The organism is Nonomuraea sp. NPDC003709 (genome assembly GCF_040610775.1).
GTDB classification, from domain to species: Bacteria; Actinomycetota; Actinomycetes; order Streptosporangiales; family Streptosporangiaceae; genus Nonomuraea; species Nonomuraea angiospora_A.
Map to the genome: position 1 here is coordinate 668,384 of NZ_JBEXMW010000003.1, position 13,906 is coordinate 682,289.

A 13,906-nucleotide genomic window follows, 5' to 3' on the forward strand; every position below is an offset into this window, starting at 1 on the left:
CTCATTAACGGGAAGCGTTACGCGCGCGGCGATATGCCCCTATATGGTCATTTGGCATGACGGGACTTGAGATAGCTCTGGGAGCGGTGGGGCAGGATGCCTCCCGGATCAGGACCCACGGGGAGGACTACGGCGCCGCTCTCGCGCCGATGCACGGACGCGGGGATGGCGTGTCGTCCTGGGGGGACGACGGCCTCTTCGCCGTGTTCACCAGCACGTACGCCGAATCCCGCGCGGTGTCCATGGCCGCGCTCTCCGGGCTCTCCCAGGAGATGGGCGCGACCGGCGAGGGCCTGCAGACCGTGGTGAAGAACACGAGCGAGACCGAGGCCGCCAACGTCGAGGCCGTGCAGAACCTGGGACGCGCGTGGGCGTGACACTTCCCCCGGAGGCCGCCGGGGTCATGCAGATGCTCGGGCCCTACCCGACCTTCGACGAGGACGACGCCAGGCGGGAAGGCGGCGCGGTGCGCCTGGCGCACGCGAACACGGTCCCCGCCGCGGCGGGGGCCGACTCGTCGGTACGCGCCACGCAGCAGGTCTACCGAGGCGAGTCCGCCGACGCCATGCAGGCCCACTGGGAGCGCACGGGCACGCAGAACGGCCACGTCGCCCAGGCCAACGCCGCTCTGAAGCTGGCTCCCGCGGTGCTCGAAGGCGCCGCGTCGGTGGTGTCGGCGGTGAAGGTGGCGGCGGGCACTCAGGCGGTCTACACCTCGGTCGAGCTGGCCAGGCTGCTGGCGTTCGGCGGGGCAGTGGGAGCGACGGCCGCCACCGCACGCGTGCTCATGCGCCGCAAGATCGTCGGGAAGGTCCTGCGCGAGGGTAGCGAGGGCACCGGCAAGGTCATCGCCCCCATCGTGCGCCGCCGGATCACCGGTCCCATGCGCCGCATCCTCGACGACCTGCGCCGCCCGGGCGGCCGCGGCGGAAGCCCGGCCCTGGCGGGCGCGGGCGGCCGGACCGTCCCGCTACGGCCGGGGCCGTCGGGCCCCCGTTCCCTCAAGGACGGCATGGCCCAGATGGCCGGGAAGAAGGGCGGCAGGGGCGGGGGCGGCGGCCGCGGCGGTTGGAGAGACCAAGGAATCAAATTCCATGGAAAAGTCCCCAAAAGCACAGAGAACATGACGAAAGAGGAGGCGGAGGCGCTCAAGGCGCAGCTGGAAAAGAGCGTCCAAGAACGGGAGCTGCAGCTGAAGTGGTACAACGACAACGACCGTGGGCACGTGCACAGGGTTGATGAGGAAAAGGGAGCAATCAACATGCTCAAGCGCTTCCTGGGGGGAAGTTAACCGCCGATGCAGACGCAAGCAGGCGACGACCTGATCCGTCGCATCCGCGCGCATTCGCACGACGGCGACGTCGTCGGCCCGGCGGCCAACGACCTGCTGAGCGAGTTGTACGACGGATACCCCGTCGGGAACCTCACCGAGCTCCTGCACAGCGGCGACGACGTGGCCGTGCGGACGGCGACCTGGCTGCTGTCGGAGCTGGGAGAGCTCGCCGCCCCGATGATGGACGAGGTCCCCGCTCTGCTCGCCCATCCGTTCGCCCAGGTGCGGTTCTACGCGGTCGAAGTCGTCCTGGTCAACGGCGACGCCCCGCACGGATCCACCATCGCGCGCGTCATGAGCCTGAGCACGGATTACGACACCGGTGTCCGCTGGCAGGTTCTCGGCTTCCTGGCTTCGGCCACGACGGACCAGCTGGCAGCCGGGGCGGCGAACCTGGAGCCCGGTCCGGTCAAGGACATGGCTGAATGGCTGGTCCGCCTGGACGACGAGGCGCCCGACCCGCGTGCGGTCCTCGCCCGGCTCGAAGGGCCCGACCCGACGGCCCGGCTGTTCGCCGCGGCGGCCGCCGGGCGCCTGTCCGACGAGGACACGGGCCTCCTGGAGCACGCGGTCAACGCGGAGGACGAGGAGATCCGGGCTTTCGCCGAGAGATGGCTGAGCGGGTCGGACTGACCCGGTCTCGTCCCAGGGGCGACCCGGGTCTGATGCCGGAGTCCTACCAGGGAACGAACGAGAACGTCCCGTGGAAGGATGTCCGGAGCCGCTTCCCGGGCGAGTGTTGATGTATGAATCGACTCGCCCGGACGGCCGTGTTGCTCTTCGCGGTCGTCCTGCTCGCCTCGTGCGGCGCCCGGAGCACCACCACGCCGGCCGGTCACACCGGTCACACCGGACATGCCGCCAAGGCCACGGTTGCGGCGGCCCCGCTGCGGGCCGGTGAACGGTTCGTCAACCTGACGATGGCGGAGCCGTACACGCCGAACCCGCCCAACGGCGGCACGGACGACTACCGTTGCTTCCTCATCGACCCCAAGCTGGCGAGCAAGGTGTTCCTGACCGGCGCCCAGTTCCAGCCTCAAAACCTCGACCTCGTCCACCACGCGATCTTCTTCAGGATCGACCCCGAGCACGCCGCCAAGGCTCGCGAGATCGACCGGCGCACCCCCGGCCAGGGCTGGACGTGCTTCGGCGACGACGGCGTCGGCGACTCCTCATGGGTGGCGCACTGGGCCCCCGGCACCAGCGAGACGCTGCTCGACCCCAAGTACGGCTACGAGCTGCCGCCGGGCAGCCGGCTCGTCATGCAGGTCCACTACAACCTGCTGGGCGTGGAGGGCAAGCCGGGCACCGACCGCTCGGGCATCCGCCTCCGCGTGACCGACCAGACCCTGCGGCCCCTGGAGACCGCCCTGTTCCAGGCCCCGGTGGAGCTCCCCTGCACGCCGAAGGAGTCGGGACCGCTCTGCGACCGGGCCGCCGCGGTCAAGGACGTCGGCGCCAGGTTCGGCGAGGAGCTGACGCAGCAGGTGGCGATCCTCACCAAGTACTGCGGGCCGAGCAAGCCGGGGCCGACCCAGCACTGTGACATGCCCATCGAGGGCACCGCCACGGTCCACGCCATGGCGGGCCACATGCACCTGCTCGGCCGCGCCATCAAGGTCGAGCTCAACCCCGGCACGCCGAAGGCGCAGACGCTCCTGGACGTGCCCGAGTACAACTTCGACGACCAGTCGCTGCGGGTCCTGCCCAAGCCCGTCACGGTCAACAAGGGCGACGTCGTACGGGTGACGTGCACGCACGACGCGGGCCTGCGCGCCCTGCTGCCCCAGCTGCAGAAGCTGCCGCCCCGGTACGTGGTGTGGGGCGACGGGACCAGCGACGAGATGTGCCTGGGCATCGCGATCGTGACCCCCGGAGCCGCCTGACCCCCGGAGCCGCCTGACCCCCGAGCCGCCCGATCCCCGAGCCGCCTGACCTCAGGCGGCGACGGGCCCCTCGCTCTCCCACCGGGTGAGCACCGCCCGGTGCCCGGTCTGCAGCCCGGTGCCCGGGTCGATCGCGAAGTCGCCGAACAGGGTCGCCGTCTCCAGGCCGGCGGCGGCCGACCACAGCTCCGCCCGCCCGGTCCCACCCGCCCGGGCGGCGCAGTACGTCGCGATGATCGCGGCGGCGACCCCCTGGACCGCGATGTAGTTCGGCGGCACTCCGGTCCGCTTCTCGTAGGCCGCGACGAACTCCCCCTCGGAGACCCCGAAGGCCGCCTCGCCCGCGCCGCCGGGGAACCACTGGCCGACGCCGTAGATCCCGCGCGGATCGCCCACGGCCGCGCCGAACTCCCGCACCCCGGCGGCCACGGCGCAGATGGTGCGCGCGCGCCCGGCCCGCCTGACCACCTCCACGTCCTCGTCGAAGGCCCCGGCGCAGAAGAGATTCCAGGAGTCGTCCACCGGGCCCCCGAAGACCACCGGGATGCCCGCCGCGTGCGCGGCCCGCGCGGCGCCCTCCGCGACCTGCAGGGCGAAGCGCCCCTTGCCGCTCACGATCCGCAGCGGGCTGTGGTCGCCACTCTCCGCGAGCCGGCGGACGAACGGCTCGGCATACCGGCCGGCCGGCGTCTGGACGGAGACGACATGCCCCGGGTTGGCCGCCTGCACGTCGTCGCCCGAACCGCCGTGGTTCCAGATCAGCATGTCGAGCGCCGCGCCGATGCGCCCCGCCCGCCGCATGAGCTGAGTGGAGTACGGCCCCAGCAGGAGGTCGCACTGGCCCGCCAGCCGGGGGAGCACGACGTCCAGGGAGCGGGGCTCGCTGTGGTCGTCCTCGACGATCAGCTCCACGGCCGGGTCGAGGGACTGCCAGACTTCGAGGCCGAGCCGGACCTGCCCGCCGAAATGGGCGTGCTTCCCGGACAGGGAGACGGGCACCCCGATGCGGAGCCGCGAGGACGTCATCCCATTTTCACTCCCCACTCAGCAAGGCAATAACCCTGACCTGGGCATTCAGTGGTTCACCGGCCTCGTGAGCGGATAGAGACCACCACGTGAGCGAGGAGATTCTCAAGGCCGAGGGGCTGCGCAAGACCTTCCCCGGCGTGGTCGCCCTCGACGGCGTGGACCTGAGCCTGCGCACCGGCGAGGTGCACGTCCTGCTGGGCGAGAACGGCGCGGGCAAGAGCACGCTGATCAAGATCCTCTCCGGCGCCTACCACCCCGACGAGGGCCGCATCCTGGTGGACGGCCGCCCGGTGCACCTCCGCACCGCGGGGGACGCGCAGCGGCTGGGGATCTCCACCATCTACCAGGAGTTCAACCTCGTCCCCCAGCTCACGGTCGCGGAGAACCTCGCGCTCGGCCGCCCGCCGCGCAGGTTCGGGTTCGTGGCCACCGGGCGCATGGAGCAGCAGGCCAAGGGGCTGCTGGACCGGGTCGGCGTGGACGTGCACCCGCGTACGCCGGTCGCCGGGCTGGGCATCGCGCGCATGCAGATGGTCGAGATCGCCAAGGCGCTGGCCCTGGACGCCCGGGTGCTGATCATGGACGAGCCCACGGCCGTGCTCACCACCGGCGAGGTCGCCCGGCTGTTCGCGATCGTGCGGCAACTGCGCGAGGAGGGTGTGGCGGTCGTGTTCATCACCCATCACCTGGAGGAGATCGCCGAGATCGGCGATCGGGTGACCGTGCTGCGCGACGGCAGGTCCGTGGCCCGGGTCCCGGCGGACACCCGCAGGGACGAGCTGGTCGCCCTCATGGTCGGGCGGCCCGTCGACCAGCAGTACCCGCGGCGACCGGCCAGGCGGGGCAGGCCGCTGCTCGAGGTGTCCGGGCTGACCCGCAGGGGAGCGTTCGGCGACGTGTCGTTCGAGGTGCGGGCCGGTGAGGTGGTCGGGATGGCCGGGCTCGTGGGCGCGGGCCGCACGGAGGTGGTGCGGGCGGTGTTCGGGGCCGACCGCTACGACGCGGGCGAGGTCACCGTGCGGGGGACGCGGCTGCCGCCCGGCGACGTGCACGCCGCCATGGAGGCCGGGCTCGGCCTCGTCCCCGAGGACCGCAAGGGCCAGGGCCTGGTGCCGCAGGCGGGCGTCGCCGAGAACCTGGGCCTGGTCACCATGCGCGCCGCCACCAGGGCCGGTTTCGTGGACCGTTCCTGGATGCGTTCGGCCGCCGCGAAGGCGGCCGAACGGCTCGGCATCCGGATGGCCGGGCTGGACCAGGAGGTGCGCACGCTCTCCGGCGGCAACCAGCAGAAGGTCGTCATCGGCAAGTGGCTGATGGCGGACGCCCGCGTGCTCATCCTCGACGAGCCGACGCGCGGCATCGACGTCGGCGCCAAGGTCGAGATCTACGAGCTCGTCAACGAGCTCACGGCCGAGGGGGACGCCGTGCTGATGGTCTCCAGCGACCTGCCGGAGGTCCTCGGGATGAGCGATCGGATCCTGGTCATGGCACGGGGGCGGCTCGTCGGCGAGCTGCGCGCGGCCGGGGCCACGCAGGACGACGTGATGGCCCTGGCCGTCGCGGAGGTGGAGGGTTCCCGTGCCGAGTGACGCGCTCCTGGGCCGCCGGTCACCGGCGGCCGCCTGGTTCGCCGAGAACGGCGCGCTGGCGGCGCTCGTGGTGCTGGTCGTGGCGCTGTCGCTGCTGTCGCCCGACTTCCTGAGCGTGACGAACCTGCTCAACGTCGGCGTCCAGGCCGCCGTCACCGCGATCCTGGCGTTCGGGCAGACGTTCGTGATCGTGACGAGCGGCATCGACCTGTCCGTGGGCTCGGTCGCGGCGCTCTCCGCGATCGTCCTGGCCTGGACCGCCACCGTCGCCGGCCTCCCGTGGCCACTGGCCACCCTCGTGTCCCTCCTGGTCGGGGTGGTGTGCGGGCTGGTCAACGCGGTCCTGATCGCGTACGGCAGGCTGCCGCCGTTCATCGCCACGCTGGCCATGCTCGGGGTCGCCCGCGGCCTGGCCCTGGTCATCTCGGCGGGCAGCCCGATCCCGATGCCGGACGCCGTCTCGCACCTGGGCGACACGGCCGGCGGAGTCCTGCCGGTCCCCGTGATCGTGATGGTGGCCATGGGGGTGATCGCCGCCGTGATTCTCAACCGCACGTACGCGGGCCGCGCCATGTACGCCATCGGCGGCAACGAGGAGGCCGCCCGCCTGTCGGGCATCAAGGTCGGCCGCCAGAAGCTGATCACGTACGCGCTGTCCGGCGGCTTCGCGGCGGTGGCCGGGATCGTGCTGGCCAGCCGCCTGGCCTCGGCGCAGCCGCAGGCGGCGGCCGGGTACGAGCTCGACGCCATCGCGGCCGTGGTGATCGGCGGCGCCAGCCTGTCCGGGGGGAAGGGCAGGGCGCTCGGCACGTTCGTCGGCGCGCTCATCCTGGCCGTCCTGCGCAACGGCCTGAACCTGCTGTCGGTCTCGGCGTTCTGGCAGCAGGTCGTGATCGGTGTGGTCATCGCCCTGGCGGTGCTCGTCGACACCCTGCGGCGCAGGGGAACCACTTAGGGGGAGAGATCATGCGGATGCTCATAGCGGGTGCCGCACTGGCCGGCCTGGCAGCGTGCGGCGGCGGGGGAGCCACGGGCGACGTCAAGATCGGCCTGTCGGTGTCGACGCTGAACAACCCGTACTTCGTGCAGTTCCGGGACGGCGCGCAGGCCGAGGCGAAGAAGCTGGGCGCCAGGCTGACCGTCACCGACGCCCAGAACGATCCGTCGCAGCAGGTGAACCAGGTCCAGAACTTCACCAGCCAGAACATGAAGGCGATCATCATCAACCCGGTCGACTCCGACGCGGCCGCTCCCGCGGTCAAGGCGGCCGACCGGGCCGCCGTCCCGGTGATCGCCGCCGACCGCGGAGTCAACGGCGCCGAGGTGGCCCAGACCGTCGCTTCCGACAACGTGGCCGGCGGGCGGCTCGCCGCCCAGGAGCTGGCCAGGCTGCTCGGTGAGAAGGGGAACGTGGCCGTGCTCCAGGGCGTGCCGGGCACCTCCGCCTCCCGCGACCGCGGCAGGGGGTTCGCCGAGGGCATCGCCGCGTACCCGAACATCAAGGTCGTGGCCCAGCAGCCGGCGTACTTCGACCGGGCCAAGGGCCTGGACGTCATGACGAACCTGATCCAGTCGCACCCCGACCTCGCCGGCGTGTTCGCCGAGAACGACGAGATGGCCCTGGGCGCGATCAAGGCCCTGGGGGCCCGGGCCGGGCAGCGGGTCAAGGTGGTCGGGTTCGACGGCACGCCCGACGCGATCAAGGCGGTCCGGGCCGGCACGCTCTCCGTCACCGTCGCCCAGCAGCCCAGGCTGCTGGGGCAGCAGGCGGTGGACGCCGCGGTGAGGGCCGCCAAGGGGGAGAGCATCCCCAAGGCGGTGGCCGTGCCCGTGAAACCGGCGACCAAGGAGAACGCGGACCAGTTCGGCTGAGGCTGAGCCGTTCGGCGCTCCCATCCGTCCAAGTAGGTGTGAAGAAGATGTGGCGAATCGTGCTCGTGCCGGTGCTCCTGCCGGCCCTGACCCTGTCCGCTGTCCCGGCTCCCGCGCAGGCGGCCGTCGCGGCGAAGAAGGTGCTGATCGACTACCGGAAGCAAGGCGGGTTCGCGGGGCTGAGCGACCATGTGATCGTCTACGCGAACGGCTGTGTGCGGCTCAGCCACCGTACGGGGCCGACCGTCGACAAGTGCCTCACCGGCAAGGAGGACCGCAGGCTGCGCACGTCCCTCAAGACACTGAAGCTCGGTCGGTCCGAGGCCACCCCGCAGGGGGCGGACTTCCTCAAGTACACGCTTGTTTATAAGAAGCACCGCGTGAGCCGCTACACGCTGCCGCCGAGCTGGCAGCCGGTGGTGCAGCAGCTCGACAAGATCATGGTGAAGTACTGGGCGCCGGACTGAGCCGGCTCTCCATCAAGTGATTGACCGAAAGGTGAGGGTGGCACTACCTTCGGCCGCATGGACAGCGGACAGGTCAACCTGATCCTGAAGGTCGCGACACAGCTGTTCGCCGCGCGAGGCTTCGACGGCACCTCCACGCGCCAGATCGCCGAGGCCGCGGGGATGAACATCGCCACCGTCAACTACCACGTCGGTGGCAAGCGCGAGCTGTACCTGGCCGTCATGGAGCGCGCGCACCGGGCGGAGAAGGCGGCCCTGGACCTGGCGTTCGCCCGGCTGCCCGGTGACGACCTCGTCGCGGCCGTCCACCGGCTGCTGGACGACTACCTCGACTTCTGCGTGGACAACCCCGAGGTGCCCGCCCTGTGGATGCACCGCTGGCTCTCCGACGCCAGTGACATCACCGAGCTGGAGCGCGAGTACGTGCAGCCGCTGGTGGCCTCGGTGACCGCCGCCGTCCGGCCCGCCGTCGAGGGCGGGCTGATCGACGAGAAGGTCGATCTCGAGTACGCGATGTGGATGGTCATCTGGTCCGTGCACGGGTTCGCCAAGGGAGGCGTGCTGGACGCGGAGGGCCGCCGCAGGGCCGCCGGCGACCGGGCCGCCCTGCGCCGCTTCCGCTCCCACCTGCATCTGAGCGTCCACCGCACGCTCGGCCTGCCCGGCGACCCCAGCACGAAGGAGCCCATGTGAACCCCGCAGCGAGGACCACCGAGGAGCTGCTGGCCGAGGTGGCCAGGCTGAGGTCGCACGACTTACCCGTGCGCGGCGGCCAGGTGACGGCGTACGTCTACGACACCGGCCGGGCCGAGGTCCACGAGGCGGCGGCGCGGGCGTACTTCGAGATGCTGGAGGTGAACTGCCTCGACCCGACCGCGTTCCCCAGCGTGGTCGAGATGGAGCGGCAGGTCGTCGGCGCGGTCGCGGACCTGCTCGGCGGCGGCCATGGCATCTTCACCAGCGGCGGCACCGAGTCGATCATGCTGGCGGTCAAGGCCGCCCGCGACGCCGCGCGCAAGGCCCGCCCGAACCTGGTGCTCGCCGTCAGCGCCCACCCCGCCTTCCACAAGGCGGCGCACTACCTCGGCGTCGAGGTCGTGGCCGTGCCGGTGGACCTGGAGACGTACAAGGTGCGGGCGCGGGACGTGGCGGACGCGATCGACGAGAGCACGATCATGGTCGTCGCCTCCGCGCCCTCCTACCCCCAAGGGGTGGTCGACCCGGTCGAGGAGGTCGCCGCCGTGGCCGCGGCGGCGGGCGTGCCGTGCCACGTGGACGCCTGCGTCGGCGGGTGGCTGCTGCCGTGGCTGCGCGCGGCGGGCGCGGCGGTGCCGCCGTTCGACCTGTCCGTGCCGGGCGTCACGTCGCTCTCGTGCGACCTGCACAAGTTCGGGTACGCCCCCAAGGGCGCCTCGGTCGTGCTCTTCGCCGATCCCGCGATGCGGCGCAAGGCGTACTTCGCCTCCGCCGCGTGGCCCGGCTACACGATCGTCAACGCGACCGTGCAGAGCTCCAGGTCCGCCGGGCCGCTCGGCGGCGCCTGGGCCACGTTGCGGGCGTTGGGCACGGAGGGCTACCTGGAGCTGGGCCGGGCGACCCTGGAGGCGACGGCCAAGCTGCGCGAAGGGCTCGCGCGGATCCCCGGGCTGCGGGTGCTCGGCGAGCCGGAGTCGTCGCTGGTGGCGTTCGCCGGGGACGGGATCGACGTGTTCGTGCTGGCGGACGAGGCGCGGGAGCGGGGCTGGTTCCTGCAGCCGCAGCTCTCGTACGCCGGGATCCCGGCCAACCTGCACATCACGGTCACCGGGGTGACGCTGGCAGGGGTCGAGGACATGCTGAAGGTGATCGCCGAGTCGGCCGAGGCCGCCCGGGAGCGGGGGCCGGTCGTGCTGCCCGACGGGCTGGTCGAGCTGGTGGCGGCCACGGACCTGGAAACGCTCGACGAGGCGGACTTCGCCGAGCTGGCCTCCTCCGTGGGGGTGGACCTGCGGCCGGAGGCGGGGCAGCCGGAGATGGCGACGGTCAACACGATCCTGGACGCGCTGCCCGCGCCCGCCCGGGAGGCGGTGCTCGTCCGGTTCCTGTCGGCCGTTTACGCTATCTGAGCGCGTCCACCGGCTCCATCCTGGCCGCCCGCAGCGCCGGGTACAGCCCGGCCAGCAGCCCCACCAGGGCTCCCGCCACCGGCGCCGCGACCGCGAGGCGCACGTCCAGCAGCGGCGTCCACTGCTTGGCGGCCGACACCGCGACGACCGTGACGACACCCAGGCTGGCGCCGATCACGCCGCCCGCGAGGCCGATCAGCGTCGACTCCAGCAGGAACTGCGCGGCGATGTGCCGCCTGGCCGCCCCGAGCGAGCGGCGCAGGCCGATCTCCGGCACGCGTTCCATCACGGTGACGAGCGTGACGTTCGCGATGCCGACCGCGCCGACCACGAGCGAGACCAGGCCGAGGATCAGGAAGAGCGCGTTGACGTCGTCCTGCGCCTGGTCACGCGCCCTGGTGGGGCTGGGCGGGGCCATCACCTGCAGCATGTCGCCGTTCCCCGGGCTGAGCGCGGTGGGCGCCTGCCGGGCCACCAGGTCCGCCGCGCCCAGGCTCGTGTTGACCAGCACCCTGGTGACGTCCCGCAGCCCGAACTGCCTGCCCACCGTGGGCGGCACGAACACGGCGGTGCTCAGGTTCCGCTCGCGGCGCAGGTCGCCCAGGATGCCGATGACCGTGTACGCGTGCTTGCCGATGAAGATGGCCGGCGCCCGGTCGAGGCGGCCGACGCCGAGCAGCTTGGCCGCCTGGTCGCCGATCACCGCCACCCGGTCGCGCCGCTCGATGTGCCCTCGGTCGTAGAACCTGCCCTGCACCATCCTGCCGCGCGCCGCCTCGGGCAGCCCGGTCGTCGCGGCCAGCACGGTCAACGACTGGGCGGTGACCCTGGTGGGGTCCACGATGTCGTTGGAGCGCACGGACAGGTTCGCGCTGTCCTCCGACTCGGCCAGCGCGGCGGCGGACTCGACGCCGCGCAGCCTGGTCAGCCGGTCGATCGAGTCCCACTCCACGAGCGGCGTGTTCGGCGACTCCGGCACCTCCACCGTGATGGCCGTGGCCACCAGCGCGTCGAAGCGGCCGACGATCTGGTTGCCCGCGGTGGCGGCCACGCCGAGCGTGATGACCAGCGTGGTGATGCCGAGCACGGTCCCGAGCGTGGTGAGCGCCGAGCGCACCGGCCGGGCGAGCATGCCGGCCACGGCCTCCCCGAACAGGTCGCGTACGTGCATCACTCCTCCTCCACCAGCACGCCGTCGGTGATCCGCACCCGGCGCCCGGCCCGCTTGCTGACCTCCTGCTCGTGGGTGATGACCACGAGCGTCATCCCCTGCCCCCGCAGCTCGTCGAACAGGCCGAGCACCGATTCGGTGTTGCGACTGTCGAGGTTGCCCGTGGGCTCGTCGCACAGCAGCAGGGACGGCTCGCCCATGAGGGCCCTGGCGATGGCCGTACGCTGGCGCTCGCCCCCGGACAGCCGGTCGGGCGCGAACCCGGTCCGGTGGCCGAGGCCGACTCGTTCCAACGCCGCCAGGGCCCGCTCCCGCCTGCCCTTACGCGCCTGCCCGGCTGCGTTGATGGTCGCAGCCGCTTCGGAGCTCGTTGGCTTCGCTCTCTCCCTCCGAGCTCCTCTGCTCCGATAGGTTTCAGCGAGCATGACGTTCTCGACCACGCTGCGGTGGGAGAGCAGGTGGAAGGACTGGAAGACGAAGCCGATCCGGTCGCCGCGCAACCTGGTCCTGGCCCCGTCGCGCAGGGTGGTGGTCTCCGTGCCGTCGAGGCGGTAGCTGCCCGAGCTGGGGCGGTCGAGCAGGCCGAGCACGTTCAGGAGGGTCGACTTGCCCGAGCCCGACGGGCCGATGATGGCCAGGTAGTCACCCCTGTCCACCCGGAGCGTGACGCGGTCGAGCGCCCGGACCGGCGGTTCGGCGTCGAACTCCCTGCTGACCTCCGCCAGCGAGATCACCGGCTCAGGCACCGCTGACCACCACCCGGTCGCCCTCCTTGATCGCGCCGGCGACCTGGACGTTCCCGTCGGCGGTCAGGCCCGTACGCACCTCGACGTCCCTGGTCTGGTCCGTGGCGTACTCGACCCGCACCCGGGCCCTCCCGTCGGCCCCCGTGATCACGGCCGCCACCGGCACGACCAGCACCGGCTCCTTGGTCGCCCCCACCGTCACCCGCGCCGTGACGGCGGTCCCCGGCTTGAGCCCCTTCATCGAGGCGGGCGTGATCAGGACGGGCTCCGACCCGTCCTTGGCCTCCTCGGCGCCGGGCACCTTGGCCTGGTCGCCGACCGCGGTGAGGCGCGCCTTGTACGTCTTGCCCGTGTCGAGCTCGATGGCCGCCTCCATGCCCGTGCGCAGCAGCTCGGCCTCCGTCGCCTCCACCGCCCCCGTCACCGTGAACGCCGAGCTGGTCACCGTGGCGACCTCCTTCTCGACCTGCTGCCCCTGCTTGACCGAGACCTTGCGCACCCGGGCGGGCAGCTTCGGCAGGAACACCACCTCGCCGGGCGGGATGGAGGTCCCGTAGGTACGCGCGAACTCCGCCAGCATTCCCTTGGCCGCCGCCACGTCCTTACCGGCGTTGGTCACCTTGAGCCTGGTCGGGGAGAGCTGCCTGGCCTGGCGCAGCGCCTGCTCGGCGGTGGCCTTGGCCTCCTTCGCGGTCCGTACGGCCTTGCGCAGCTCCACCAGGCTCTTCTCCCTGGCCTGCCGCGCCTCCTCCGCGACCCGCTCGCGCGCCTCCAGGGCCGCCGCCAGGTCGGCCTGGGCGTTCTGGACCCGCAGCTCCAGCAGGCTCGTGTCGGTGGAGACCGTGGGCTGGGGGGCGGCGGTGGCCGCCGGCGTGGGCGGTTTCCTGGCCTCGGCCAGCGCCTGCTCGGCCTCGGCCAGCTTCTCCTGCGCCGCGCGCACGGCCGCCTCGGCCGCCGCCATCCTGGTCTCGTCCTCCGGCGTCACCTCCCGGGCCTCGGCCTCCTGGAGGGCGCGCTCGGCCGTCTTCAGGTCCGCCTTGGCGTTGGCCAGCCTCATCTTGAGCGGCAGCACGTCGCGCCCCTGGTCCAGCGCCTTCTTCTCGGCGGCGAGGGTCTCCTGGGCGGTCTGTACGGCCTTGCGCAGCGTGTCGTACGCCTGCCGGTCGGTCAGCGTCGGCTGCTGCGCCTCGTACCCCTTCTTCGTGTACATGCGGGTGACGGCGGCGATCGTGGCCTGGTCGAACACGCCGGAGACGGGACCGCCGTACCCCAGCCTGCGCAGCGCCCGCTGGAGCTGCTTGACGTCGTCCCCCTTGCTGCCGGGGGCGATCGTGCGGTGCATCGGCACGGACCCGCGCAGCGCGAACACCGGGCGGCCGTTGACCTCCAGGAAGACCGAGCCCTCCGTGAGCCGGCCCTGGCGCGGCGCCCGGGTGGCCCGCTGCTGCTCGGCCGTGCCGCCGACCGCCCCGGCGAGGCTGACCGGCAGGGGCGAGCCGTACTCCAGCGTGCCGCTGACCACGACGGTGCTGACGAGCTTGCGGCGCTCGACGGCGGCGGTGACGAGCGAGGCCCGCGGCGCGGCGCGGCGGGCCGCCTCGTCGGCGGGGGAGCGCAGCCGGGAGCCCACGGCCCAGCCTGCGCCCGCGATGATCACTACTCCGGCGACGGTGCCGGCGAGGAGCTTGCGCGGTGACTTCATGAGGTG

At 72.2% G+C, this 13,906-nt stretch carries 14 protein-coding genes; 10 read left to right on the top strand and 4 right to left on the bottom strand.

Annotation, left to right across the window (positions count from 1 at the left end):
- The first annotated feature begins 56 nt into the window (after nt 1–56).
- From ABZX61_RS11790 to ABZX61_RS11805, 4 genes are all read left to right on the top strand, one after another.
- Nucleotides 57–377, top strand: a complete 321-nt coding sequence (locus ABZX61_RS11790; protein ID WP_355193717.1) for a hypothetical protein — start codon at nt 57–59, stop codon at nt 375–377.
- Nucleotides 374–1,291 carry a hypothetical protein gene (locus ABZX61_RS11795; RefSeq protein WP_355193719.1) on the top strand — a complete coding sequence of 306 codons (918 nt, stop codon included), beginning with the start codon at nt 374–376 and terminating at the stop codon, nt 1,289–1,291. The genes ABZX61_RS11790 and ABZX61_RS11795 overlap by 4 nt, the downstream gene beginning before the upstream one ends.
- 6 nt (nt 1,292–1,297) lie before the next feature.
- Entirely contained in the window at nt 1,298–1,966 is a 669-nt protein-coding gene (locus tag ABZX61_RS11800) for a hypothetical protein (RefSeq protein ID WP_355193721.1), read from the top strand.
- A gap of 113 nt (nt 1,967–2,079) precedes the next feature.
- On the top strand, nt 2,080–3,219 hold the full coding sequence (locus tag ABZX61_RS11805; protein WP_355193723.1) for a monooxygenase: 1,140 nt from the start codon (nt 2,080–2,082) through the stop codon (nt 3,217–3,219).
- Nucleotides 3,220–3,270: 51 nt separating this feature from the next.
- Here the strand turns inward: ABZX61_RS11805 and ABZX61_RS11810 are convergent, their stop codons facing one another.
- The gene (locus ABZX61_RS11810) at nt 3,271–4,245 is read right to left on the bottom strand and encodes an ABC transporter substrate-binding protein (protein WP_355193725.1); all 975 of its coding nucleotides are present in this window, start codon (nt 4,243–4,245) and stop codon (nt 3,271–3,273) included.
- An 89-nt stretch (nt 4,246–4,334) separates the two neighbouring features.
- Between ABZX61_RS11810 and ABZX61_RS11815 the strand changes: the two genes are divergently transcribed.
- The 6 genes from ABZX61_RS11815 to ABZX61_RS11840 are packed head-to-tail and all read left to right on the top strand — an operon-like array spanning nt 4,335 to nt 10,281.
- Entirely contained in the window at nt 4,335–5,837 is a 1,503-nt protein-coding gene (locus tag ABZX61_RS11815) for a sugar ABC transporter ATP-binding protein (protein ID WP_355193727.1), read from the top strand.
- Nucleotides 5,827–6,792: an ABC transporter permease gene (locus ABZX61_RS11820; protein ID WP_355193729.1), complete on the top strand. Its 966-nt coding sequence runs from the start codon at nt 5,827–5,829 to the stop codon at nt 6,790–6,792. Before ABZX61_RS11815 ends, ABZX61_RS11820 begins: the two co-directional genes overlap by 11 nt.
- Nucleotides 6,793–6,803: 11 nt before the next feature.
- Nucleotides 6,804–7,709, top strand: a complete 906-nt coding sequence (locus ABZX61_RS11825; protein WP_350723572.1) for a substrate-binding domain-containing protein — start codon at nt 6,804–6,806, stop codon at nt 7,707–7,709.
- A 47-nt stretch (nt 7,710–7,756) separates the two neighbouring features.
- Entirely contained in the window at nt 7,757–8,176 is a 420-nt protein-coding gene (locus ABZX61_RS11830; RefSeq protein ID WP_355193731.1) for a hypothetical protein, read from the top strand.
- A 57-nt stretch (nt 8,177–8,233) separates the two neighbouring features.
- Complete coding sequence (locus ABZX61_RS11835; RefSeq protein ID WP_355193733.1) at nt 8,234–8,869, top strand: TetR/AcrR family transcriptional regulator; 636 nt, start codon at nt 8,234–8,236, stop codon at nt 8,867–8,869.
- Complete coding sequence (locus ABZX61_RS11840; protein ID WP_355193735.1) at nt 8,866–10,281, top strand: aspartate aminotransferase family protein; 1,416 nt, start codon at nt 8,866–8,868, stop codon at nt 10,279–10,281. The genes ABZX61_RS11835 and ABZX61_RS11840 overlap by 4 nt, the downstream gene beginning before the upstream one ends.
- Here the strand turns inward: ABZX61_RS11840 and ABZX61_RS11845 are convergent.
- Genes ABZX61_RS11845 through ABZX61_RS11855 form a run of 3 tightly spaced genes read right to left on the bottom strand, consistent with a single transcriptional unit; the run spans nt 10,274 to nt 13,900 of the window.
- The gene (locus ABZX61_RS11845) at nt 10,274–11,452 is read right to left on the bottom strand and encodes an ABC transporter permease (protein ID WP_355193736.1); all 1,179 of its coding nucleotides are present in this window, start codon (nt 11,450–11,452) and stop codon (nt 10,274–10,276) included. The two genes, ABZX61_RS11840 and ABZX61_RS11845, sit on opposite strands and share 8 nt — an antisense overlap.
- A complete protein-coding gene (locus ABZX61_RS11850; protein ID WP_355193738.1) occupies nt 11,452–12,198 on the bottom strand; it encodes an ABC transporter ATP-binding protein in 747 nt (248 codons plus the stop codon). The genes ABZX61_RS11845 and ABZX61_RS11850 overlap by 1 nt, the downstream gene beginning before the upstream one ends.
- The gene (locus tag ABZX61_RS11855) at nt 12,191–13,900 is read right to left on the bottom strand and encodes a peptidoglycan-binding protein (RefSeq protein WP_355193740.1); all 1,710 of its coding nucleotides are present in this window, start codon (nt 13,898–13,900) and stop codon (nt 12,191–12,193) included. Before ABZX61_RS11855 ends, ABZX61_RS11850 begins: the two co-directional genes overlap by 8 nt.
- Between the last annotated feature and the right edge of the window lie 6 nt (nt 13,901–13,906).

What these genes read in the sequence shown, in the direction of transcription:
- ABZX61_RS11835 (WP_355193733.1), top strand. Translation starts at nt 8,234, where the DNA reads ATGGACAGCGGACAGGTCAACCTGATCCTGAAGGTCGCGACACAGCTG.
- ABZX61_RS11845 (WP_355193736.1), bottom strand. Translation starts at nt 11,452, where the DNA reads ATGCACGTACGCGACCTGTTCGGGGAGGCCGTGGCCGGCATGCTCGCC.
- ABZX61_RS11825 (WP_350723572.1), top strand. Translation starts at nt 6,804, where the DNA reads ATGCGGATGCTCATAGCGGGTGCCGCACTGGCCGGCCTGGCAGCGTGC.
- ABZX61_RS11790 (WP_355193717.1), top strand. Translation starts at nt 57, where the DNA reads ATGACGGGACTTGAGATAGCTCTGGGAGCGGTGGGGCAGGATGCCTCC.
- ABZX61_RS11830 (WP_355193731.1), top strand. Translation starts at nt 7,757, where the DNA reads ATGTGGCGAATCGTGCTCGTGCCGGTGCTCCTGCCGGCCCTGACCCTG.
- ABZX61_RS11810 (WP_355193725.1), bottom strand. Translation starts at nt 4,245, where the DNA reads ATGACGTCCTCGCGGCTCCGCATCGGGGTGCCCGTCTCCCTGTCCGGG.
- ABZX61_RS11855 (WP_355193740.1), bottom strand. Translation starts at nt 13,900, where the DNA reads ATGAAGTCACCGCGCAAGCTCCTCGCCGGCACCGTCGCCGGAGTAGTG.
- ABZX61_RS11805 (WP_355193723.1), top strand. Translation starts at nt 2,080, where the DNA reads ATGAATCGACTCGCCCGGACGGCCGTGTTGCTCTTCGCGGTCGTCCTG.
- ABZX61_RS11800 (WP_355193721.1), top strand. Translation starts at nt 1,298, where the DNA reads ATGCAGACGCAAGCAGGCGACGACCTGATCCGTCGCATCCGCGCGCAT.